This is a genomic window from Shewanella sp. Iso12 (assembly GCF_012030025.1).
GTDB classification, from domain to species: domain Bacteria; phylum Pseudomonadota; class Gammaproteobacteria; order Enterobacterales; family Shewanellaceae; genus Shewanella; species Shewanella algae.
The window spans coordinates 429050-452655 of the sequence record NZ_JAAUHW010000003.1; the positions used below are offsets into that span (position 1 = coordinate 429050).

Below are 23606 nucleotides of genomic sequence, written 5' to 3' on the forward strand. Positions count from 1 at the left end.
ATGACGGGGCGTTTTCGTTTCAGCCTTTACTCACAGCCCCTGTGAACCAAGGTTCCAGGCGGCGATAGCTGTGGCTGCCGACATAGATAGCCAAGGCCGACAATATTCCTCCCAGCAGGGTCGAGGTCAATACATCGACACTCCAATGCATCCCCAGCAACATACGGCTCAGCCCCATCAACAGCGCCCAGCAGATAAGCAGCGCCGGAAGCCAGAGATTGTTGTGCCTCAGCAGAAAGAAACTGCTGCACATAGTCAGGGTCACGGCAAAAATGGTGTGGCCGGAGGGAAAGGAAAACCCAGTTTCTATCTGCCAGTGGCGCTGGATCTGTGCCGAGATGGGCATATCCAGCGGTGATACCCCGGGAAGAACCTGTGCCAGCAGTTCCCTGCGGGCGTACTTGTCTATGCTGTAGAACTCCTTGATATCCAGATGCTGCTGGTGGGACAGCCATTCGATATAGGGCCGGGATTCTGCAAATACCAGCTTGAGCTGTTCATTGAGCAGCAAACACAGCACCAAGCCCAGCGAAGTGCAGAACATCATCTTCAGCCAGCTGCCCCTTGGCAGGATAAAAAAGCTGATGGCAAACACCAACAACACGGTGCTTACGCCCCAGGGCGCCGAACCGGACACGGTTAACCAGTACCAAAACTGAGCGGCGGCGCTATCGAGATTGAGCCAAGGGAAGAGCGGCTCTGACAGGGAAAACAGCGCCAGCGGCAAGCTGAGCAGAAACAGCCAACAAATGGCCAGAGAGGTCAAAGGGACGGCTGCATATTTCATTAATACACCCTTATCGGAACGGACAAACCGCCATTGTGCCAGAGGGGAGGAACGCGGCAAGCATTAATGGCGTCCTCCGTCGAAGTAGGCCCTTTGGGCGGCAGTTTGTCAGCACACTTGTAAAAAAACGGCTGCCCAAGTGTGGCAGCCGTTGGTTGGCAGTAAATACTACTCTTCAATTTGTTGGTGACGGGTGAGGTACATTAGCACCAGCATGATCAGTACCAACAGTCCGGTTCCCATCAAGAGGGCGTAATCTTCCAACTGGAGTATGGAGTAGAGTACGCCGTAGAGACTCGCCAGCATGGCCGCAACTATAGCTCCTTGGCGTCGACTGCCACTGGCACTGGCGACATAAAGTGGAATGCTGAGCAGGGGAACCGCCGCGGCCACCAGATAAGCGGTTAAAAACAGCAGGTGTTCTGACAGCGACAGCAGCAATAGATAGAAGAGGCACATGGCGCCACCCACCATCAGATACTGTACTGCGCTGAGGCGTGACTTGTTGCCCAGCTCGAAGATCAGCAGCAGTATGTAGGTCAGTAAGATAAAGAGTATGCCGTACTTGAGCGACCTTTCTATCTTGCCGTAGTGAGTCACGGGTTCGAACAGGGTAACACTGGCACTGATCTCGGTAAGATCCCGGCCATCACTGGCGCGGAATACCTGAGGGAAGTTACGACTCAGATGGCTTATCTGCCAGTTGGCATCAAAACCTTCAGTGCTGAGATTACGGCTGGCGGGCAGGTAACCCTGGAAGCTGGGATGCGGCCAATCGGCATGGATATCTATCTGGCTCAGTTCCGCCAGCGGTAGTACCTCCAAGCCTTCAGAACCCCTGAGGCTGAGCTGGAAGGTCAGTTGATATTCACCTTGGCTCGGATCCAGCGCTATGGTGCGATGAAAGCCGCGGCCAAGGCCGCCTGTGTTATCCAGGCCTGTACCTGACATCAAGCTGGGCATGCCCTGCTCTCCAGCCAGATTAAAACGGCTGACAGTCTCAATAGCCTGGTTGGCTGAAACGCCGAACACCAGCCGGGCCTGGTTATAATCAAAGCCGAGTAAGCCTGGGATATTGACCTTGGGCAGTTCGAAGTTGGCCTGACCCTTGACTTGTCCCAGATATACGAGTGACTGATAGATACCGCGATGGCGGAATTCGTGCTGCAGACCGGCATCCAGTGTCATGCCTTTGGGCAGGATCAAGAGTTCATCGCTGTAAACCTGGCGACTGCGGTGCTGTTTGCCGTCGATATTGCTGTCGGAGATCACTTCATAGCGAAACGGCAGTACCAAAACCGGACCGGCCAAGGTTTGGGAATCGCCCCAGGTGTGGCCTATCTCGCGCACCACTTGGCGATAGAGGCTTTCTCTGTCCTGGCTGAGATCCTGGATCATCCCAAGCGGTATCAATGACAACAGGCCCACCATGGCCACAGCAAAGAGTTTGAGCGTTAATTTGGATTTGAATTGAGGCAGCGCCGCTTGGCCGTTTTGTTTCTTCATCACGCTTTTCAGCAGCAGATAAGCCCCGAAACCCATGGCACCAAGAAAGGCCAGCGCTACCACCAGGACGATAATTTCAAACATGAGGTATGTTCCTTTAACCTATAGTGGCAGTATTAGAACAGATTTGACCTGACATATCATGACAAGTCACTGATCAATAATGGCGAAATTATGGCACGGCCCTTTTTGCCCCGGTCTGATTTGGCTTCTTGGATGTTATGCTCAAGGGATTCTGCTGTTACTGTCACATTTATTATGACAATGTGGTCGTGATTGAATCATCTATAATGAGTGTGAATCAATGCTGCAGTCATTTAAAATAACCGCCTATACAATCTGCTGTGAAGATACCTATGAAGAACTTTTCCAAAATCTGTTGGTTGCCGTTTTTTTTCAGTTTGCCCCTGCATGCTGAACTGGCCGATTTTGATGACTATGGGCCGCTGCGGGTCTATGCCCAGTCTCCCCTGCAATCCAGTAGCCTGGCCCCCATGTTGCGCTCGGGCTTTTCCATGGCTGAGGGACAAAAAGAATGGTATCTGACCGGTAACATCGCCAGTGTGTGGGCCGAGACGGACGATTATCTGGCCGATTACTATCACAACTCCTTAACTGGTGGTCTCAAGTGGCAAATCGATGACCGTTGGATGCTGGACGCCAATTACACTTGGCGTTTCAGTGGCAATAACCACTTGGATTCGCTGACCATGTGGTTCCACGATTCCTTCGGTTTCGATCAGAACGGTCGTGAGCATCAGCCGCGAAACCAGAATCAGATTTACTCCAAGCAACACGGTATCGATCTCAGTGATTTTGGCGGCAAGACGATGAATAACGCCTTCAACGTCTATCTGGGGTATCAACTGCTGCAAAATGAGCACCACGGCCTGTCTGTGGGGGGCAGCCTGTATTACAACTATGTGGGCTCGGGGCCTTTTGCCAATGAGAACTTTGAACAGGCGTTGCAGCTTAATTACAGCTATCGCAACGGACGGCACAACTTCCATTCAACACTTGGTCTGAGCTTTCGTCAGGACGAAGAGGTGTTGTCGGATGTACCCTATAAGTCCAACGCTTTGATGGTCGGCCTGGGCTATGAATACCGTGTCGGGCGTCATGGCTGGATGCTGGAGTACCACAGATACGAGGGAATGGCCGAGTCGGATGACGACTTCTCTGAAGCCTCAAATGAAGCCTTGCTGGGCTACCGTTATTATCTGGATCGCAGCGCCATAGAGTTCACTGTGATTGAAAACTTCCTCAACATGGATAACAGCACGGATATCGCCTTTACTCTGGGCTATCGGCATATGCTCTAATTTAGCCGTGTTAAAACATAAGGCCGCTCATGAGCGGCCTTATCCATTTTGGGGTGAGAGGTATTACTCTGCCTGTTCAGCCTTGGCTTCCAGTGCCTCGACTCTGGCTTGCAGGGCTTCCAGCTTTTCGCGGGTCTTGAGCAATACATGCTGCTGCACTTCAAACTCTTCCCGGGAGACCAGATCCAGTTTCAGCAACTGGTGTTGCAGTACTTGCTTGCTGCGCTCTTCAAACTCGCCGGCAAATTGCTTCAGCCCTGAAGGCAGGTTTTCGCTCAGCTGTTTGGCCATTTCTTCAATTTTCTTGGGGTTGATCATCTCTTTAATCCACTGGCAAGGTTTTAACTGATTGTAACTTATAGGCCGTACTGAACCCAAGGTTAACCTAAGGAAGGTGCGAACAAGTCCCATGTGTGCTCTGCGTCGGCTTACAGGCCGGATGCAAGGCGTGGTTCGCAGCAAATGGCCCTAGTCCTTTGCAAGAAGCACTTCCCTAAGGGGATTTTGGGGCTGCCTCCGGCACTGATTCTGGTATGATCTCAGCCTCTAAACCTTCCTTGTGTGAGATATCGATAACCCATGAAGCTCAATCCTGCCCAGAATGAAGCCGTCCATTATGTTTCCGGTCCCTGCCTGGTATTGGCTGGAGCCGGCAGTGGCAAAACACGGGTTATCATCAACAAGATAGCCCATTTGGTGCAGAAGTGTGGTTATCAGGCCAAGCATATCGCCGCTGTGACTTTTACCAACAAGGCAGCACGGGAGATGAAAGAGCGGGTGGCTCAATCCATGGGCCGTAAAGAAGCAAGGGGGTTGTGGATCTCTACTTTCCATACCCTGGGGTTGGAAATCATCAAGCGTGAACACAAGACTTTGGGCCTAAAGGCCGGGTTCTCTCTGTTTGACGATCAGGACACCTTGGCTCTGCTTAAAGAGCTGACCCAGGACGAGCTACAGGAGGACAAAGATCTGCTGCGGGCGCTGGCGACCATGATCTCCAATTGGAAGGGGGGCTTGGTGATCCCGGATCATGCCCGCAAGATAGCCAAGGGTGAACAGGAACAACTGTTCGCGCTCCTTTATCAGCGTTACGCCCAGCATATGAAGGCATACAATGCGCTGGATTTTGACGACCTTATCCTGCTGCCAACCCTGTTGCTGCGGCATAACGCCGATGTCAGAGTCCGTTGGCAGGCGAGGATCCGTTACCTGTTGGTAGATGAATATCAGGATACCAACACCAGCCAGTATGAACTGGTTAAATTACTGGTGGGAGAGCGGGCACGTTTTACTGTGGTGGGCGATGATGACCAGTCCATCTACTCCTGGCGCGGTGCCAAGCCACAAAACCTGGTGCTGCTGGGCAAAGACTTTCCCGAGCTCAAGCTCATTAAGCTGGAACAAAACTATCGCTCCAGTCAGCGAATATTGCGGGCGGCCAATATTCTGATCGCCAACAATCCCCATGTGTATGATAAGTCGCTGTTCAGTGAGTTGGCCTATGGCGAGCCGCTGCGGGTACTGTTTGCCGCCAACGAAGAGCAGGAAGCGGAACGGGTGGTGGCCGAAATTATTCGCCACAAGTTTATGGGCAAGACCAGTTATGGCGAGTACGCCATTCTCTATCGGGGAAATCACCAATCCCGTTTGTTGGAGCGGGCGCTGATGACCAACCGTATTCCCTACAAGCTCAGTGGTGGTACCTCATTCTTTGCCAGAGCCGAAATCAAGGACATCATGGCCTATCTGCGCTTGGTGGTGAACCCGGATGACGACAATGCCTTCCTGCGTATCGTCAACCTCCCTAAACGCGGAATTGGTCCGGCAACTTTGGAAAAACTGGGGAATTTTGCCAATCAGAAGCATATCTCCATGTTTGAGGCGATTTTCGACGCTGAATTGAACCATCATCTGCCACCGGCGGCCATGGGCTCACTGTATGAGTTTGGTCGTTTCATTGTCGATACCGGTGAAATCGCTCAGCGTGGTGAAGGGGTTGATGCCATCAAGCAGTTGATCCGCAAAATCAACTATGAAGACTATCTCTACGAAACCAGTGCCAGCGCCAAGGCGGCCGAGATGCGGATGAAAAATATCTCCGAGCTGTATCGCTGGGTGACAGAGATGCTGGCCGGTGACGATCTGGATGAGCCCATGAGCCTACCCGAAGTGGTCAATAGGCTGACGCTCAGGGACATGATGGAAAGAAACAATGAGGATGAGGGCGGCGATCAGGTGCAGTTGATGACACTGCACGCCTCCAAGGGGCTGGAGTTTCCCTATGTGTTTATGGTGGGAGTGGAAGAGCGGATTCTGCCGCATCAAACCAGCATAGATGAAGACAATGTCGATGAAGAGCGGCGTCTAGCTTATGTTGGCATCACCCGGGCCCAGAAAGAGCTGTGGTTTATGCTTTGCCGTGAGCGGCGCCAATTCGGCGAAACCATGCGTTGCGAACCCAGCCGCTTTTTGATGGAACTGCCTCAGGACGACCTTATCTGGGAAAACCGCAAGCCGCAGCAGAGTGAGCAGCAACGGATGGAAACCGGCAAGGCCAATATTGCCAACCTGCGGGATATGTTCAAGAAGTAAGCCTTGGCTTCAAGACCCGACTCAGGCACAAACCTGGGTTGCCGTATCTATGACCTCGGTGTTGTTGCTGTCAGCGGCGCTCAAGCGACTCCCCAAGGCTTGTCCCTGGCCTGAGTTAAAGCCCATTTGCGCCAGTTGCTGTTTCTGCTCTTGGGTATTGACGCCATCCAATACCAATTCAAGCTCCAGCGCGCCGGCACTCAAGCGTATCGCTTTGAGCAAGCGTCTGTGGTGGGGGCTTTGCAGATGTGACACCAGGCTGGCATCCAGTCTCAGCACATTGACAGGCAGGAAGGATAGGCTGATCAAGGGGCTGTAACCACTGCCGTAGCCTGTGATCCCCAGAGTGACCTGCAAGCGTTTGAGCACTTCAAAGCCGTTGATATGGTTTTCCAGATCCCGTGACAAGGATTGCTCGTTGAAAAACAAGCAGAGGTCGTTAAGCGGGAAGCGGCAGTTTCTCAGGCAGTTTTTCAGACTGCGCAGCGCGTGTTTATGTTTGAGGTGCTGGCTACAGATGGCCAGATGCAACTTGGTACCTGCGGCCAGTTGCAGCTTGGGAAGTTCGCTGTTCAGCGCCTCTATCGCATACCTGTCCAGTTCCAGCTGTAAGTTGGCTTGCTCTGCCAAATTGGCGAGTTGTTGCTGTTTGATTTTGCCGTGTTGTGGATGAGGCCAATACAGGCGTACATCCAGTGCCTGTAGCTGCCCGGTCTTAAGATCCTGCACCGGGAAGTAACTGAGCCGAATTTGCTGGGTATCCAGGGCGTTTCTCAGTTCATTTTCCAGGCTCACATCCTGCATCAGTTGCTGATGCGATTTCTCATCGAATACCACATAGCAACCCTTGCCTCGGGTCTTGGCCATATACATGGCGGTGTCGGCATCCCGCAGAATGGACTCGCTGGTGTCATCTCTGTGATGACCACTGACGGCTATACCGATACTGGCGCCTGAGTTGAACTGTTTATCGGCCAACTCGTAGGGGCGTGACAGCTCTTTGAGGATCCGCTCGGCGACTTCCTTGGCATCGTCGGCCGTGCGTAACCCGTCCAGCAAAATAACAAACTCATCGCCACCGAGACGGGCGAGGGTGTCGTTGTCGCGAATACAAAACTTGAGGCGGATGGCTGTCTCAACCAGAAACTTGTCGCCTTCCAGGTGCCCCAGGGTGTCGTTAATCAGCTTGAAACGGTCGAGATCGACGAACAGCAGAGCGAATTTGTCCTGCATGTGTCGGCGATTATGCTTAACGGCCTGGCTCAAACGCTCCATAAACATCAGCCGATTGGGCAAGCCTGTCAGGGCGTCGTGTTTGGCATCATGCAGCAGTTGTTGCTCTGCCTTTCGGCGCTGGGAGATCTCTTTTTGTAACTCTTGGTTGGTGGTGGCCAGCTCGCGGGTGCGCTCCAGGATCTTTTCTTCCAACTCTTCGTTGCTGCGTTTCAGTGCCTCGGTGGCCAGCTTACGCTCTATGGCCGTAGCTATATGCTGCGACACAAAGGTCAGCAGCTCAAGATCCTTGAACTGATAGTTCTGGTGCATGCTGAAGCTATAGATAGTCAGGGCGCCGGCAATTCTGTCCTGAATAAACAGTGGCACACCAATCCACTGGTGCATGCTCTGGGTGTGATTGAGCTCAGGAGCCTTGCTGTATATCTCTTTGGCGCACACCAAAGATTGGATATCACTCTGATCCAGTAATACGGGACGTTTCAATCTGAGCAGGTATTCCACCAGTCCGTCCATTAAGGGACGGCATTTGGGTGGCTGGTCACTGAGCTGGGAAACATAGAAGGGAAAGTGCAGCTCAGTTGCCGTGTCGTCCAGCAGGGCTATGTAACAGTTATTGGCGGGCAACAGATGACTGAGGACCCGGTGCAGCTCGGTATAAAACTCGCTGTCATCCAGGTTGGAGGAGGAGAGTTCGGCGATTTCAAACAGAGACTTTTGCAGTCTCTCGGCGCGGCGCCTCTCATAGACTTCCTGTTTCAGCTTATCGTAGGCCTGGCTCAGCTCCTGGGTTCTCTGGGTGATGGCTTGTTCCAGTTGTTCATGATGCCGTAATCGCTCCATGGCCCCGGCTATGTGGTGGCTGATGAAGGCCATCAGCTCCAACTCCATCTCGCCGTAGGAACTGGCAGGATTGTAGCTCTGTACCACCAAGACACCGATTGCTCTGTCATTTTGCATTATCGGCACGCCGAGCCACTGATGACAGGGAGAGCCGAGGGACATGATTTCCCCGGCGGCGGCCAGCTCTTCAGCTTTGCGCTCATCACACAACAGGGGCTTGGCCGTTCGCAGCACATAACCGGTGAGACCCTGCATCAGAATTTCAGATAGCTCCTGTTCCGGATAGAGCTCAGAAGGGTGGGAGTCTTTTTCATCGGAGAAAAACGGCAGTTCCAGATGTTGCCTCTGGGCATCGAGCAGGGAGATATAAAAGTTGTCGGCAGGGATCAGTTGCTGAAGGTGCAAGTGCATGCCTTGGTAGAAGCTCTCCATTGAGGTTGCCTTATTGGCAATATTGGAGATCTCCAGCAGCGCGTTCTGAGTGGCTTCGGCTCTTTTGTATTTGGCCGCCAGTCGTCTGAGTCTGGCAACCCTTTTTTCTAAACTCGAGACTTCCTGAGCCGAATGCTGATGGAGAGTTTCATCCCTAAACATGTTATCCGCCAAGGAATAATTGCAATATAATTGTTGTGTGGTTTTCAATCAAAGGATAGGAATAGCATGAAATACGGTATTATCCAAGTCAATTTTTTGGCTGGTGTCGGATAATTGTTGTGCTATTTAAGTCAAAACTTGAGCAAACAGCCGAAAAAAAGCAAATCAGGTGTAGACGCGGGGAGTAAATCCTCCTACTATATGCGGCGCTGACACGGCGGGCGCCCATAGCTCAGCTGGATAGAGCGCACCCCTCCGGAGGGTGAGGCCGAGGGTTCGAATCCTTCTGGGCGCACCAGTTTGATTCAACTGCTGTGCCAGTCAGTGAAAGAAATATCAGTGGTGATTGTAGCTCAGTTGGTAGAGCCCCGGATTGTGATTCCGGTTGTCGTGGGTTCAAGTCCCATCAGTCACCCCACTTCTTTCGTGAAGCGAGTCAGCTTCAAATCTTACGGTGATTAGCGCAATTGATAGCGCCTCCCGGTTTGGAAACCAGAGTGGAGCAGAGGGTGACCCTCTTCCTTTCTAGGTGCCCAATAAAACAATATTTCGGTGATTAGCGCAGCCTGGTAGCGCATCTGCTTTGGGAGCAGAGGGTCAGAGGTTCGAATCCTCTATCACCGACCAAATTTGATTTATCTGACTTAAAGTCGGGTAAAAGCTGGAAAGTATTTCGGTGATTAGCGCAGCCTGGTAGCGCATCTGCTTTGGGAGCAGAGGGTCAGAGGTTCGAATCCTCTATCACCGACCAAAACACTTAAGCCCCTGAGAAATCAGGGGCTTTTTGTTTTTATCTTGATAGTTTCGAACTTGTGATGACCTTAAAGATATTCTCATGGGTACAAGTGGAGTTCAGTGATTAGCGCGGTCTGGTAGCGTATCCTGACTTGGAAACCAGAGTGGAGCAGAGGGTCAGAGGTTCGAATCCTCTATCACCGACCAAAACATTTAAGCCCCTGAGAAATCAGGGGCTTTTTTGTTGATTTCTGAGTACTCAACGCCTTCCTTTTTTCATCTTCTAGATGCTTAAGTGTCTTGGGTCTTCGCTGTCTCTAGCAGCTTCTGGTAAAGGAAAGGCCCCCCGAAGGGAGCCTTATATCAGTTACGCAACATTCACCGGCGGTGAAATAAAGCCTTGGTATGCTTGGGTCTTGAGTGGCGTAAAGCGCTCCAACTGACCTTTCTCCTGAATACCTGTGACTATCACATCGATTTCCAGTCCTCGGGCCACGTTCACCAGTGCCCGGCACAGTTCGCTGTTGTGCTGGTTTTCATCATATTGTGCAAAGGATTGATCCAGCTTGACGTAAGCCGGCCGCAGGCTTTGCAAATAAGACATGGAGCCGAACTGACGGCCGAAGTGGTCTATCCCTATGCTGGCGCCATTGTCGCGGATAACGGTACACAGCGCCTGGCAGGCATCGATATCGGTATAGATGGCGGCTTCCGGTAATTCAAAGGCCAACCGGCTTGCATGGCGACTGTTACGCAGGAAGTGATTGAGCCATTCGTGGAACTTGGGATCGCTGATGCTGTGATGGGTGAGGTTAACCGCAACTGCTTCGGCATTTTTCTCCAACAACTCATCTTCGCTGATCTTTTCAATCAGGCAGCGGTCGAGCAGGCTACCCAAGGACAATAGCTCGACATAAGGCATGAACTGGCCGGCGTGTACCAGTTTGTCACCTATCTGCAGCTGACAGAAAAGCTCCCGCTGCAGTACGTTGTCTGAGTCCTGATAGTGCACTGGCTGCCAACGGAAACGGAACTGCTTACGGTTAATTGCTTCGGTAAGCTTGTCGCGCCATTGTTCGCGACTGAACAACTGCTGCTCATTGGTCTCCAACCAGTGATAAACCTTGCCTTCCTTGAGGGCGATTTGCAGGGCATTGTCCGAGCGTGCCAGCAGTTCTGAGCTGTTCATCTGTCCTATGCGCTCGGCAATACCTATGGCGTAGTCTTCATTGGGTTTGCAACCCGCCTTGACCATTTCCTGGTTGATGGTGCGGATCAACGTCTGCAGATACTTACTTAACTGTTCACGCTCAACATTGGTGACCAGGAAAGCAAATTCATAGGCGGCGATACGGGCAATGACAGATTCACAGATTTCGCCCAGCTCATGCTGCAGTTTTTCCGAGAGTAGCTTGATAGTTTCGTCTCTTACCTGATAGCCATACTTGCTATGCACTTCTTCGAGCCAATCGAACTTGGTCATCATCAGGGCACCGCTGCCGGGTTCACCGAGCCAACCACCAATTCGGCCCATCATATATTGACGGTTGGGTAGGTTGGATACCTGATCCACCAGATTCTTCTTCCTGAGTGCGGTAACTTCTTCGTCCAGAGAGCTGAAGATCTTCTTCAACTGGGCCGACATGCTGTTGAAGGCGTTAACCACATCCCTGAGTTCCAGGGTTTTGGGGAGCGGCATATCCGGGCCGAATTCCCGTTTGGCAATGCTCTTGGCGTGTTCGGCAATGGCATGCAGTGGACTGAGGATCCAGGTCAGGCCCAGACGGGCGAATAGAATGGCGACCAAAAACAGGATTGAAAAGGCTATCAGGGTGTGGCTCATAATGCGCCACAGTTCATGGTAGCCGAAACCCGGGTGCGCGGTAATTTCCAACTTGGCCAACTGCAACCAACCCGAAGTGATGGTGCTTTCCTTGCGTAACGGGGTGAAGATCCCCAGATCGATAAACCATTGGGGCACATCTTCGATGCGGATATTGTTATTCCAGACCTGCTGTTTACCGTCGACCAACCAGGTGAGTTTCACCTCTTGGTAATAGCCACCCTCGAAGATGACATTCACCATGGTTTCTGCGGTGGCGAGATCACCGGCCTCCAGCGATGGAACCAACATCAATCCCAATGAATGGCTGACATTATTGAGGTCCGACTCCATCTGCTCGGTCAGAAAGTTCTGGGTCTCATTGAATTGCACATAGCCCACACTGGCTACAACCAAGAGAAACAGCCCAAACAGTAACGAGTATATCTGTCGAAACAGTGTCATTGCTGTAGCTACTCCAGTTTTAATTTTGGCTGACGTAAGCGATCAGCCCCTAATCTGTGTCTCAGGTCATTCCACTTTTCCAAGCGAGCGGATGAGCCTGCCAATACACCGCGTCCTTTCTCTTTGTTTAGCCACAATTGCTTACCGTTAAAGCTGTACACAGGGATCAGGTCTCTGCGTTGAGTTGCCGGTTTGAGCTCGCGATCCAGGTTGTCCAGAATAAGAGGAACAGAGGAGGGCGTCTCATAATAGGCCAGCACCATATGGTACTGATTAACACTGGTTGCCTTAACCATGGTGATGCGCATCTTGTCTTCAGGTATGCCCAACTGCAGCAGAGTGAAGTATTTGGCGATGGAGAAGTCTTCACAGTCACCACCATTTACTCCGATAAACTCTAAAGGGGTGGCCCAGTAGTTGGCCATCCCCCAGAGCTTGATATCATCTACAAAGCGAAACAGGTTAAAGAAGTTGTTTACCTTGGTGATTTTCCCCATATCGTCCAACCCTTGCGCCTCGTCCAATATCTTGAACCAAGCTCTGGCTCTGAGGCCTGCCCGCTCGCCATAACGAGCTTCCAGTGTCCTGGTAATGCTGTTGGGGTCGAGCTGTTGGGTTGAAGCGGCGTACAGGCATGACACTGCTAGAGTCGATGCCAGTACTGTGTAATGGCAGACCCGTCTGAGCAGTGAATACTGGTTGAGCCTGCCTGTCATATGGGGATATCAAGGTCCTATTTCACTTCTTGATCCACAGTGTAGATGTTCCACTTCATATCGGCCATAGTGTCTTCGCCTGTTACTTCGGCGATCACTCGGCGGTTACGTTTGTGGGCCAATTGCGTATCTGTTGGATCTACTGGTCTATCGTAACTGTAACCTATGGCTGTCAGTCTATCGGCAGTGATACCGAATTGATCTTCAAGCACTTTGGTTACGGCGTTTGCCCGATTCTGTGACAGCTCGAGGTTATGCTCATAGCTGCCGGTACGGCTACAGTGTCCTTCAATCGTCACCTTGGTGCTGGGATATTGCTTCATAAAGTCAGCAATAACACCAATTTGATCATAGTACTGAGGATCTATGTAGAAGGAGTCGTTGGCAAAGAGTATTTTCAACTCGGAACGCTCATTGATAGGCTTGATCTTACCACAACCATAGTTATCAATGTTGGCACCTTCAACGGTACCTGAGCAGCGCTCACGGGCTTCGATAACACCGTCTCTGTCATTATCATTGAGATCGTTGACCTGAGCTGTCGGCTGATCCATGGAAACCGTGTCACGCATTGAGCAGCCCGCCAGTATGGCGACGCTAAGCAGGGTGATAAAGAGTTTCATTATTTAACTCCTCCTTCATATTCACGCTCCCCTTTCCATACATCGGGGCGAGTGACTCTAAGCGAGTCTAGTAGTTGACCTGTGGCATTGAGTACGCGGTATTTGGCAATCACTTCGTCGTACTCGGCGGTCAGATAGTCTTTTCTGGCTTCAAACAGCTCATTCTCGGTATCCAGCAAGTCGAGCAGGGTGCGCTGACCCAGGTTGAACTGCTGTGAGTAGGCGACTTGAGTGTCCTTGGCTGCAATGACATGCTCGCGAATATACTGCTTCTGTGGCCCCAGGAACTCATAAGCGTTCCAGGCAAGGTTGGCGCCTTCAACCACTTCACGATAGGCGCGCTCACGGATCTCTTTCGCTTCACCTATCTTGTAGCTGGCCTCTTTCTCACGAGCCAAGTCGCGGCCACCGGCGAACAGGTTATAACGAACCCTGACCATGGCCAGAATGTCATTGTTGTAGCCGCCGACATTTTGGCTGGCGATACGGCTAAAGCCGTCTTCACCGTCCAGGTTGTTGTTCAGGTTGCCTTCCACCTCCAGCGTGATCTTGGGGTAGTAGTTGGACTGAGCCGACGACTTCTCATACTCGGCGGCGCGAATATCACTGGTGGCCGACTTGAGAATAGGATGGTACTCCTGAGCCATCTTGATACTGGCATCTATATCTGCCGGCAACATATCGGCATCCGGAACCGGTACTATCAGGTCTTCCGGCTGCTGATGGGTGATGCGGAAAAACTGACTCTTGGCATCGAGGAAGTTATTGCGCGCCGACACTACGTTGGCGTTGGCACGGGCCAGACGACCTGTGATTTGCGACAGATCCGCAGTAGAACCCAGGCCCGAATCAGTACGCTGCTTGATCTGCTCGTAGATATCCTGGTGGCTCTTGAGGTTCTTCTCTGCCAGTGTCAGCACCTGCTCGGTACGTATGTAGTTGATATAGACCTTGGCAACATCCAGCGCCATATCTTCGGCAGCGGCAAACAGCGCCCATTGATCGGCACTGGCTTCGAAGCTGTATCTGTCGACTTCACTGCTGGTAAAGAAGCCGTCGAACAGCATCTGCTTGATGCTGACACCGAATTCGCCTCGTTTGAGTTCAATTTCATCATCCAGGGTGCCGGCCAAACGGCGACGAGTGGCCGGACTGTCTGTGTATTCATAGCCGTAGCCACCGGTAATATCTACCGTTGGCATATAACCGGCTATGGCCTGGTTCACCTGCTCTTCACGAGCCTTGAAGCGGTTAAAGGCGAGCCGTAGTTCCGGGTTGGTATCCAATGTCTGCGCTACGGCTTGTTCCAGGGTCTGACCAAACCCTGCCGTGGGCAACATCAGCCCGGTAATCGCCAGTGCCAAGGCACTGGGTTTCACCAGCCGAGTAACTTTCTTGTTCATGCTAAACCCTCCAGGTTTATTGTGACTTTGAGCCTAGCGTTCTCTTAACGCTGTTTCTTTGGCCCTTAGAATGGGATTAAGTATGTACTCAAGGACAGTTCTTTTCCCGGTAATTACGTCAACAGAGGTCAACATGCCGGGAATAATGGGCATCTCAGTGCCATCGTCTTTAATTAAACTGGACTCTTCGGTCCGCACTTTTACCAAATAAAAGCTGTTGCCTTCTTCATCCTGAGTAGTGTCTGCACTTATCTGTTCCACAGTGCCTTTCAACCCGCCGTAACGGGTAAAATCATAGGCGGTAACCTTAACTATGGCGGGCAGCCCCGGATGCAGGAAGGCGATATCCTTTGGCAAAATTCGGGTTTCGATCAGCAATTGGTCTTCGGAAGGAACTATCTCCATAATATCGATACCTGGCTGAACAACGCCGCCCAATGTATTGATATTTATTGTTTTAATGGTTCCGTTGACCGGTGAAGTGATAACGGCTTTGCTGACTTTATCCTTGGTTCCCACTTGGGCCTCATTCATTCTTGCCAGCTTGGCCTGCATTTCATTGAGTTGTGCGCGGGAATCGGCGGCGTAAACCAATACCGCTTCCCGGCGCTTGAGTATCGCCTCATCCATGTTGGCTTTGAGCTTAGGGCGCATTACTCTGAGGGTCGCCAGCTCGCCTTGAATGTCGTTAACTGTACGTTCCAGCTTCAAGAGTTCCACCTCGGGCACTATGCCTTTCTGTGCCAGAGGTTTGGTCAGTTCCAGCTCGCGGCTGACCAAGCGATAACTGGTACTCAGGGTGCCGATTTTTGAGGTTAACTCTTCGGTTTCCTGCTGCCGCTGCTGGATTTGCCTTGCCTGGATTTCGACCTGGTTGCTGAGGTTGTCCAGACGGCCGGCGTATTCATCCTGTTGGCGCTTGACCAGCTCAGGCTCCTTCTCGGCCAGTTCGGCAGGAAATACCAGCGGGATCTTGGTGATCTTGAGCTGTTCCCGCCAATCGTTGGCCATGTCTGAGATAAAGATACTGTTCAGCTCGGCCTGCAGGCGAATAACGTTGGCCTGAAGGCTGTAGACCTCTTGCTCCTGCTGGGCGGCATCGGAACGGAAACGTGTGTCATCGATGCGAACCAAGGGCTCACCCTGTTTGACCAGCATGCCTTCTTGAACGTACATCTCTTTCAAAATACCGCCGTCCAGACTTTGGATGACCTGTACCTGGGAAGAGGGGATCACTTTACCCGTGCCCTTGGTAACTCGGTCGAGAGAAGCGAAATAGGCCCAGGTCAGGAAGCAGAGCATCATTATCGCCAGCGACCAGATGATCAATCTGTGGCTGGTGGGAGCATCTGTCATCATGGCGCCGTAGACATCGTCTACCATTTCCAAGTCATCAGAAGTCAGGTGCTTATTCATATTACTTGCCTCCTGCCATCAGCCCTTGGTTGAGCTTTTCAAGCACCTTATCCTTAGGACCGTCGGCAATGATGTGGCCTCTATCCATCACTATGATGCGATCCACCAGATTCAGCAGGTGCATCTTGTGAGTAATGATCAGCAAGGTTCTGTCTCGGCTGACATTATGCATTGAGCGCATGAATTGCTTCTCGGCTCTGGCATCCAGGCTGGCTGTGGGTTCATCCATCAACAGCACGGGTGGGTCATTGAGTATGGCTCTGGCCAAGGCCACGGTTTGCCGTTGGCCCCTGGACAGAGAGTGGCCGCCTTCACCTACCTGTTGATCCAGGCCTTCCGATTCCATATCGGTAAACAGGTTGACCCCGGAAAGCTGTACCGCTCGGATCAACTGGTGCTCGGTGACCTGACGGGTGCCGAAAAGAATATTGTCTCTGACCGAACCGTGGAACAGGGTGACATCCTGTGGCAGATAACCGAAGTTACGGCGTAGATCGCTGGGGTGGATCTGGGCACTGTCTATGCCATCGTATCTTAGGCTGCCGTTACTGGGTTTGAATAACCCGACCAGCAGCTTGGCTAAGGTGCTCTTGCCGCTGCCATTACGGCCAATAATGGCTATCCGCTCGCCCGGGCGGATCCTCAAGGCGAAGGGATGCAATACAGGTTTTTCCGAACCAGGGTAACTGAAGCTGAGGTCGTCGGCTTCTATCTTGCCCATCAGGCGCTGTTTGCTGACCAGGTGGCCTTTGTTTTCAAACTCGTCTTCCTGGGTCATTATCTGATCCAGCTGTCTCAGCGCGCTGGCCGTCTGGTTGGCTCTAGTCATCAAGCCGGCCAGTTGCGCCATGGGGGCAACTGCTCTGCTGGCAAGCATCACAGCGGCAATGATCCCACCCATGGAAATATCATTGTCGGCAACCCGGTAGACGCCGAGAATGACGACACTGACGACGGTCAACTGCACCACAAAGTTGGCAACGTTGGCCACTGAATTGGAGAGCTTTTTCGATCTCAACTGCCAGTTGGCAGTGTGGCCTATCATCTGCTGCCAGGCTTTTTGTACCAGGCCTTCCGCGCCGTATGACTTGATGGACTCCAGAGAGGCCAGACTTTCGATCAGATGGCCGTGTTTGAGGCTGGCAAATTTATTGCTTTCCTCAATGGCAGTCTTGAGCCTGGGCTGAATGATCAGGGTATAGCTGATGATGATTAAGCTGGCGATTAATGGGATCAGCGCCAGATCGCCGGCGACCAGATAGATGATCAACATAAACAGCAGGGCGAAGGGCAGGTCGACCAAGGTGGTGATGGTCGCCGAGGTAAGGATCTCCCTGATACTGTCAAACTCACCTAACTGACGCGCCATGCCGCCGACACTGGCCGAGCGGTTTTCGAGGGGAATGCCGATTGCCTTATAGAACAGTCGCGACGAGACGATGATGTCGACTTTCTTACCGGCAACATCGATAAGGTAACTCCTCAACTGCCTCATGACCAAATCAAACAGATAAGCAATACCGGCTCCGATGGCCAGTACCCACAGTGATTCGAATGCCAGGTTGGGCACCACTTTATCGTAGACGTTCATGATAAACAGCGGTGAAACTAGGGCAAACAAGTTCACCAGGATTGAGGCAATCAGGGCATCACGATAGATGGGGGCCGAGTCTTTGATGGTTTGCAGTAACCAGTGTTTACTGTGGTCGTGATGATAAACATCAAACCCCATATCGCCACGGTACTGCTGTTTAACCAGAAACAGATAGCCTACATAGAGAGTTTCCAGCTCCTCCATGGACAGGCGTTGTTCGCCGCCGGTTTCAGGTAATTGGATCACGGCATGCTGTTGCTCCAGATCCAGCTCGCGAAGAATGCAGGCTTTCTTGTCTTTCAAAAGCAAGATACAGGGAAGCTGAATGGCAGTAACCTGATTCAAGCCTTTACGTGAAAGCTTGGCGGTTAGGCCGGCCCTTGCAGCTGCCTGAGGCACCAGTTCCGGGGACAGAATAGCCGAAGACAGGGGCAGGCCTGCCGCCAGAGATTCACTGGAACAGGGGCTGCCAAAGTATTCCGTCAATAGAACCAGACTGTCGAGCAGGGGATCCACAGTGACTCGCTGGGAAGCCGAGATAGTCCATTGCTCAGGTTTAGGTGAAGCGGATGCGGTCACAGAACGACTTATCCTTTCGTTTTATATGATTAATTCTAGTATCAGCCATGCTAGCCCATATTGCGAATTGCAATATGGGCTAGCATTCAAACAACAGAGCTTTTAAAACACTGAATCCAGCGTTTTTTGCTCATCCAGCCCACTGGAGCTGGTTTGACTGACATAGGAGGAACCAGGGTTACCCGATTGAGTGTCGACAATCAGAGGGCCATCGCCACTGTTCCCCAGTAAGCCATTGATAATGTCGCTTTCATCACTGCCGTATGTCGCAAACAGGTCGACACCGTCGAGCACTATGTGCTGATCGAATTCACCATCCAGATCTGCATCGATCGAGATAGTGGTATTGCCATCAGCAACACTGAATTCGAAATATTGCTCCAGTGAGTTGTGCTCTTCACCCAACAGCAGATCACTGAGGTTCAGCTGATCTTTGTTGAGCTCAAAGTCAGTGATATGGTCGGTGCCGGTTTCACCCGCTTTCCAGCTGAAGGTATCTACGCCTTGGCCACCGGTGAGCCAATCATCACCATTGCCGCCAACCAGCAGGTCGTTGCCATTACCACCGAACAGCATGTCATTACCATTGCCGCCGTAGAGTTCATCATTACCGCCTTGGCCAAACAGAATATCGCTTCCGTCACCGCCGCGGATGATATCACCCTTGTCGTTGGCGCTTGACTTATCAAAGAGGTTTGAATGCTCGCTGATATAGTTGTGAATTTCAGCATCGGTCACATCACTTTGGCCCAACTCGCCGGCAATAAAGGCTTTGAGCGCGTTGTAACCCTGACCTTGAATACCATCAAAGCGAATCACGTCACCGAAGATGATGTCGTTACCCGCACCGCCATCCAAGGTATCTGAGCCAGGCATATTGGTGATTTCATTGCCGAGAATAGCGTCGGCAAGTTCATCGGCATCGATGTTGGTCTGGACGTTGCCATCTGTATCGTAAGACTGCAGGTCATCCTCATCGATATTGGAGCCCATTCCTATGGCTTCAACCGTGACACCCAGGCCAGAGAGTAGAGCAAAACCAGCTTCGGAATTCGCCGTAGTGTCCGAATTGGTACTGCTGCCGGTACCAGCCAAGGCATAGTAATCATAGTTACCTTGGGCATCGGGTCGCATGGCTCCAACAGGGCTTCTGCTCACGTTGTTAAAGTCTTCTACACTGAACACGTTACCGCTTTCGTCAATTACCACATGTCCGTTAACGGTATAGACTTGGCCGAATACGTAGGCTGCGCCAATGACTTGTGACAAGCTACGATCATTACCACTCCACCACGTGTCGTAGATCTTCGGGTTCCCACCGGCATTGGCGTTGTAGTAAGTTGGTTTGCCGTCAGTGATAAAGAAGGCCAGGTTAGTGGCACCGCTATTATCTTGAGCATCGCCATTGGCGAACCAGTTGGCTGTGGTGGTGAAGACATCCTCATAGTTGGTGCCGCCACCGCTGCTCATGTCATTCAGGGCATTCTGAAGAGTGCTCAATGCATTGGGGTCATTGAGATCTACACTGATGCTGCCCTTGGCATGAGTATCAAAATCGACCAAGAATATTTTCACGGTGCCGCTTTGCTCACCACCTGCACTGTCTTTGAGAGTTTCAAATACCTGTGCCAACTGGGACTTCATGGTATTAAGTGTGCTGGTGTTGATACTCCCCGAGCTATCGACCATAAAGGCGATATTGTAATCCTGCCCGGGAACCACGACTGTGCCATCCAGGTCGCCGATAACGATATCTTCGGCGTTACCCAAATTGACCGTTTGATCGCCTGGACCCGCTTCAGTGACCTGATAGTTAAATACAGGCACCACCGCAATATTGCCGGTGTAAGAGTCACCATCGGCATCGGTTACCGTTACTGCAAAGTCCAGGTCGCCGTCTTCGGTGCCCTGCATGGTCTGGTACTGATAGAAGTCCCAGTGGCCTGTACCTGGGGTGAATTCCAGCTTAAAGACCAAGTCGCCCGAGTCTGTTTGGCCCAGCAAAGTATTGCCTGAAAGGGTCACTTCAACGGCTTCCCCGCTGGCGGTAACCAGGGACGTGTCGGTCACACCTGCCAATGCAAGGCTGCCTTGGCCATCAGCGCCCCATTGGGCCGTTACTTCACCGGAAGCATAGGCGATTGCCGGGGCATTGCCTGTACCAGTGAATTCTATGGAGGAAATCGTGAAGTCACTGTTGTCTCCATGGCTGGGGGCTGTGCCGTTGTCGGTTGCCTTGATAACAACTCTATCAAAGCCACCATCCTGCACGTTAAAGTCAGCCGCATAGTCACCGTTGCTGGCATCAGAGCTGAAGGTTTGGGTCGATATAAGTTGGCCATCACGCCAGAACTCAACCACACCGCTTTCAAGCTCACCTCCGAAGATGTTGGCAAACTCTATCTTCATGCCGAACGCCAGGGTGTTGGGATCCAGATCTATGATGACTTCTTCAGAAACGCCGGTGCCATCAGCAAATTCACGGAAATCTACTTCGTTGGCTATGTTGTGGTATGGCGAGCCAACACTGGCAACCCCTATGCCTGAACTGCTGCCGTTAATATTTGCCGAGGTCAGAGTGTGGTCGGTAGATGAGGTAAAACCTCTGGCAGTGATGGTGAAACCATTAAAGTCCAGTTCCCCTCTATTACCTGTGTAACCTGTCAGATCGAAGGCGCCTATGAGAGTATCCGGAATATCGGTTACCGTAGCCGTTACCGGAGCTGTATCAGGCATGTAAGGCGCATCATCTTCGACACTGACCACGAAGCTACCGGAGACAGTACCGCCATTGCCGTCATTAACACTGACACCAAATGTCAGATCTTTAACATCTTCAATGCTGGTATCAGGGTGATCTATTGGTCCCAACAGATTGACCTGATAATCCCAATCACCACTGCCATTACCCGCTGGCGGTGTCAGTACCACAGTCATTACTGCAAGGTTACCTACAGAGCCTGTCAGGGTGTGAGTCGCAACGTCCCACTGCCAGGTAACAGCCTGGCCACCTGAGGTGATACCACTTGGTGGTGTCAGGCTAACAGTCAGTGCATCACCATCCACATCCTGAAGCTGGATAGTGCCATTTGCAGTGGCACTGTCAGTGGTATCACTGCTGCCGTTTGAATCCGGCAGGCCATTGGTCAAGCCTTCCTCAGAGACAACAGCATTGGTAGTGGTAACAATAGTCGGTGCGTCGTTGACACTGTTGACCTTGATGGTCAGGGTCGCAGTATCACCATTGTTGGTCACATAGGTGATAACGGGCACAGTACCGTTCCAGTTGGCTTCCGGTGTAAAGGTATAACTACCATCCAGATTGATAACCAGAGTGCCGCCCTCAACTGTGACATTTTCTCCTGCGCTGTAGACCTGGCTATCCCCGGCTACGGTAAAGCTGGCCAGTTCAATGTCTTGGCCATCGCTGAATTCACCTGTGTCATTGTCAAAAATGTTGCCGGTTGCCAGCTGATCTTCATTGATTTCCTGGTAATCATCCACAGCAGCCGTGTACTTCTCGACTTTAACATCCAGAGTCGATACTGCGGTTTGGTTGTTGTTATCTGTACCAACAATCTCAATACCTGAAATCTTCAGAGAGTCGACATCTATGTTGTGGGGGAGATTCCCTATCAGCTCAGCGTTGACTATGATATTGCCTTCACTGCCTGCCGCTATGGCAGACCAATCCAGACTGATCTTCAATACGTCTTTATTTGGACCATTACCCGGCATTGAAGCTATCAGGTACTCACCCTCAAGGCGCCAGCTCAATGGGAAGTTTTCTCTTATCCCTTCCACTGTAATACCGCTGAAGTCACCATTTTGATAGTTGAAGCCGAAGTCTGAAAGTTCACTGTCACCAGCCTTGAAGCGCAGTGACTGTTGATCGGTATCCAGGTTGTCATCCTGCAAACCAAATTCATCCAGACTGGCCAGTGCATAGGAGGTAATCGCGACTGGAGCGCCTCCTGGAGCATCCAGGTGAATATCCAGATTGCCGTTGGTCTGATCGCCGTCACTGTCAGTGACCACTACACCAAAGTCCAGATCCAGAGGCTCTGTGGAGCTGACGATCTCCTGAGCGGTTGTGCCGGTCAGTTGGAACTTGGCACCGTCAGGCGTTACAGCACTCAGCTCGATATAGGCGATAGCGCCCAAATCACTGATAACTTCGTTGGGGCCGATTTCGCCTTCACCCAGCAGTTGACCGTTGGCATCATAGGCCTTGTAGTGCACCAGCACAGGGTCGTTATTACCGACGTTGAAGTTAAAGCTGGCACTGGCTACTGTGTCTGCATAGTCAACGATAAGGGTCTCATCACCTGAAACCCAAGGGTTAGCCACCCCAAAGCCGTTGTCTGTACCATTGACATCGGCCAAGTCTCCGTTGCCATCACGGCCGTAAAGCGTGAAAGCAACTTCGGCATCAGAGGGCACTTTGCTTGGATCGTTGTATATGTTGTAGGCACCGGTAGCGTTGTCATAAGTGACATACACGGTACCGCTGATGCCTCCTTTACCTCCGTCCAACGCGCCAATGTCTATCTCTTCCAGCTTGTCTATGCTCTGCAATATATCCAGTTGATAGCTGTCGCTGTTTGGATCTGTGTTGAGGGTAAAGATCAGCGTCTGATCAGGGTTAGACGCATCATAGGCCGTAGCAGGGCTTTCATCGCTTGTATAAGCGAACAGTTGATCCGGGTTGTTTGGATCGACAAAGAAGAAGACTGTTTTGCCTCCGGCCGTGATATCAGAAGCACCAAAGTAGGTTTGAGAACCAGCATCCCAGCCGTTTACGTTGCCGCTGAGATCGGCACTATAGTCTTTATCTGCTCCTGATGTGTTCATGACCCCAGTATAGGTGCCAACAGTGTTGACCCCATCCAAGATAGGTTCAACATCGACAACAGGTGAGTCGTCTTCAACTGTAACCTGGAATGAACTTGAGTCTGTCGCTCCTGAACCATCCGCGACATCAATGCCAAAGTTCAAATTGAGCACATCTTCAACATTGGCTACAGGATGATCCAGTGGAGCATGCAGTGTGACCTCATAACCCCAAGTACCACTGCTGTTACCCGCAGGAGCCGTGAGCGATATGGTCATCACCACAGTTGAACCGGCAGAGCCTGTCAAAGTCTGAGTACTGGCATCCCAACTCCAGGTTACATCGACGCCTCCGGAGGTTATACCTGATGGGCCGCTAAGCGTAACTTCCAGCTCATCGTTGTCAGGATCTTGCAGCTCAATGGTACCGTTGGCTATCACGGCATCTGTTGTATCTGTGTCGCCTACATCATCCGGCGCACCATCGGTCAGCCCCTCTTCAGATACGGCAACATTGGTGATGTTACCTATGCTTGGTGGGTT

General features: G+C 51.7%; 13 protein-coding genes, 4 tRNA genes and 1 pseudogene. 7 read left to right on the forward strand and 11 right to left on the reverse strand.

From position 1 onward, the window contains the following. Positions 1–19: 19 nt before the first annotated feature. A complete protein-coding gene (locus tag HCX89_RS08660; RefSeq protein WP_044735363.1) occupies positions 20–787 on the reverse strand; it encodes a phosphatase PAP2 family protein in 768 nt (255 codons plus the stop codon). 168 nt (positions 788–955) lie between these two features. Further along, the gene (gene creD, locus HCX89_RS08665) at positions 956–2377 is read right to left on the reverse strand and encodes a cell envelope integrity protein CreD (RefSeq protein WP_025010066.1); all 1422 of its coding nucleotides are present in this window, start codon (positions 2375–2377) and stop codon (positions 956–958) included. Positions 2378–2649: 272 nt separating this feature from the next. Here creD and HCX89_RS08670 point away from each other — a divergent pair, with 272 nt between their 5' ends. Then, positions 2650–3615, forward strand: a complete 966-nt coding sequence (locus HCX89_RS08670; protein ID WP_037436802.1) for a DUF3187 family protein — start codon at positions 2650–2652, stop codon at positions 3613–3615. 63 nt (positions 3616–3678) lie between these two features. Here HCX89_RS08670 and HCX89_RS08675 read toward each other — a convergent pair whose 3' ends face one another. Then, positions 3679–3933: an accessory factor UbiK family protein gene (locus tag HCX89_RS08675; RefSeq protein WP_025010065.1), complete on the reverse strand. Its 255-nt coding sequence runs from the start codon at positions 3931–3933 to the stop codon at positions 3679–3681. Between the two features lie 261 nt (positions 3934–4194). Here HCX89_RS08675 and rep point away from each other — a divergent pair, with 261 nt between their 5' ends. Then, the gene (gene rep, locus HCX89_RS08680) at positions 4195–6207 is read left to right on the forward strand and encodes a DNA helicase Rep (RefSeq protein ID WP_129979327.1); all 2013 of its coding nucleotides are present in this window, start codon (positions 4195–4197) and stop codon (positions 6205–6207) included. A 21-nt stretch (positions 6208–6228) separates the two neighbouring features. On the opposite strand, the gene HCX89_RS08685 is transcribed toward rep, so the two are convergent. Beyond that, on the reverse strand, positions 6229–8877 hold the full coding sequence (locus tag HCX89_RS08685; protein ID WP_144226297.1) for a diguanylate cyclase: 2649 nt from the start codon (positions 8875–8877) through the stop codon (positions 6229–6231). A 221-nt stretch (positions 8878–9098) separates the two neighbouring features. On the opposite strand from HCX89_RS08685, the gene HCX89_RS08690 reads away from it, so the two are divergent. The 5 genes and pseudogenes from HCX89_RS08690 (at position 9099) to HCX89_RS08710 (ending at position 9819) form a co-directional block, all read left to right on the forward strand. Next, a tRNA-Arg gene (locus tag HCX89_RS08690) sits at positions 9099–9175 on the forward strand. A 44-nt stretch (positions 9176–9219) separates the two neighbouring features. Beyond that, positions 9220–9295, forward strand: a tRNA-His gene (locus HCX89_RS08695). A gap of 132 nt (positions 9296–9427) precedes the next feature. Beyond that, a tRNA-Pro gene (locus HCX89_RS08700) sits at positions 9428–9504 on the forward strand. Between the two features lie 47 nt (positions 9505–9551). Further along, positions 9552–9628: transfer RNA gene (locus HCX89_RS08705), tRNA-Pro, on the forward strand. Positions 9629–9730: 102 nt separating this feature from the next. Then, positions 9731–9819 (forward strand): annotated as a pseudogene (locus HCX89_RS08710). Between the two features lie 160 nt (positions 9820–9979). Here the strand turns inward: HCX89_RS08710 and HCX89_RS08715 are convergent. The 7 genes from HCX89_RS08715 to HCX89_RS08745 form a co-directional block, all read right to left on the reverse strand. Continuing rightward, positions 9980–11899, reverse strand: coding sequence for an EAL domain-containing protein (locus HCX89_RS08715; RefSeq protein ID WP_062793964.1), 1920 nt, complete (start codon positions 11897–11899; stop codon positions 9980–9982). An 8-nt stretch (positions 11900–11907) separates the two neighbouring features. Then, positions 11908–12615, reverse strand: a complete 708-nt coding sequence (locus HCX89_RS08720; protein WP_025010063.1) for a transglutaminase-like cysteine peptidase — start codon at positions 12613–12615, stop codon at positions 11908–11910. Between the two features lie 17 nt (positions 12616–12632). Continuing rightward, on the reverse strand, positions 12633–13238 hold the full coding sequence (locus HCX89_RS08725) for an OmpA family protein (protein ID WP_025010062.1): 606 nt from the start codon (positions 13236–13238) through the stop codon (positions 12633–12635). Beyond that, on the reverse strand, positions 13238–14641 hold the full coding sequence (locus tag HCX89_RS08730) for a TolC family outer membrane protein (RefSeq protein WP_045283240.1): 1404 nt from the start codon (positions 14639–14641) through the stop codon (positions 13238–13240). The genes HCX89_RS08725 and HCX89_RS08730 overlap by 1 nt, the downstream gene beginning before the upstream one ends. A gap of 33 nt (positions 14642–14674) precedes the next feature. Further along, entirely contained in the window at positions 14675–16057 is a 1383-nt protein-coding gene (locus tag HCX89_RS08735) for an HlyD family type I secretion periplasmic adaptor subunit (protein WP_045283239.1), read from the reverse strand. A 1-nt stretch (position 16058) separates the two neighbouring features. Beyond that, positions 16059–18230, reverse strand: coding sequence for a type I secretion system permease/ATPase (locus tag HCX89_RS08740; protein WP_028780118.1), 2172 nt, complete (start codon positions 18228–18230; stop codon positions 16059–16061). A gap of 102 nt (positions 18231–18332) precedes the next feature. After that, positions 18333–23606, reverse strand: a 5274-nt coding sequence (locus tag HCX89_RS08745) for a type I secretion C-terminal target domain-containing protein (RefSeq protein ID WP_273643484.1), incomplete at its 5' end; no start/stop codon positions are given.

Bases quoted from the DNA above. Each gene is read 5' to 3' on its own strand.
- HCX89_RS08735 (WP_045283239.1), bottom strand. From the start codon at position 16,057: ATGAATAAGCACCTGACTTCTGATGACTTGGAAATGGTAGACGATGTC.
- HCX89_RS08720 (WP_025010063.1), bottom strand. From the start codon at position 12,615: ATGACAGGCAGGCTCAACCAGTATTCACTGCTCAGACGGGTCTGCCAT.
- HCX89_RS08675 (WP_025010065.1), bottom strand. From the start codon at position 3,933: ATGATCAACCCCAAGAAAATTGAAGAAATGGCCAAACAGCTGAGCGAA.
- HCX89_RS08730 (WP_045283240.1), bottom strand. From the start codon at position 14,641: ATGAACAAGAAAGTTACTCGGCTGGTGAAACCCAGTGCCTTGGCACTG.
- HCX89_RS08715 (WP_062793964.1), bottom strand. From the start codon at position 11,899: ATGACACTGTTTCGACAGATATACTCGTTACTGTTTGGGCTGTTTCTC.
- HCX89_RS08725 (WP_025010062.1), bottom strand. From the start codon at position 13,238: ATGAAACTCTTTATCACCCTGCTTAGCGTCGCCATACTGGCGGGCTGC.
- HCX89_RS08685 (WP_144226297.1), bottom strand. From the start codon at position 8,877: ATGTTTAGGGATGAAACTCTCCATCAGCATTCGGCTCAGGAAGTCTCG.
- HCX89_RS08660 (WP_044735363.1), bottom strand. From the start codon at position 787: ATGAAATATGCAGCCGTCCCTTTGACCTCTCTGGCCATTTGTTGGCTG.
- HCX89_RS08670 (WP_037436802.1), top strand. From the start codon at position 2,650: ATGAAGAACTTTTCCAAAATCTGTTGGTTGCCGTTTTTTTTCAGTTTG.
- creD (WP_025010066.1), bottom strand. From the start codon at position 2,377: ATGTTTGAAATTATCGTCCTGGTGGTAGCGCTGGCCTTTCTTGGTGCC.
- rep (WP_129979327.1), top strand. From the start codon at position 4,195: ATGAAGCTCAATCCTGCCCAGAATGAAGCCGTCCATTATGTTTCCGGT.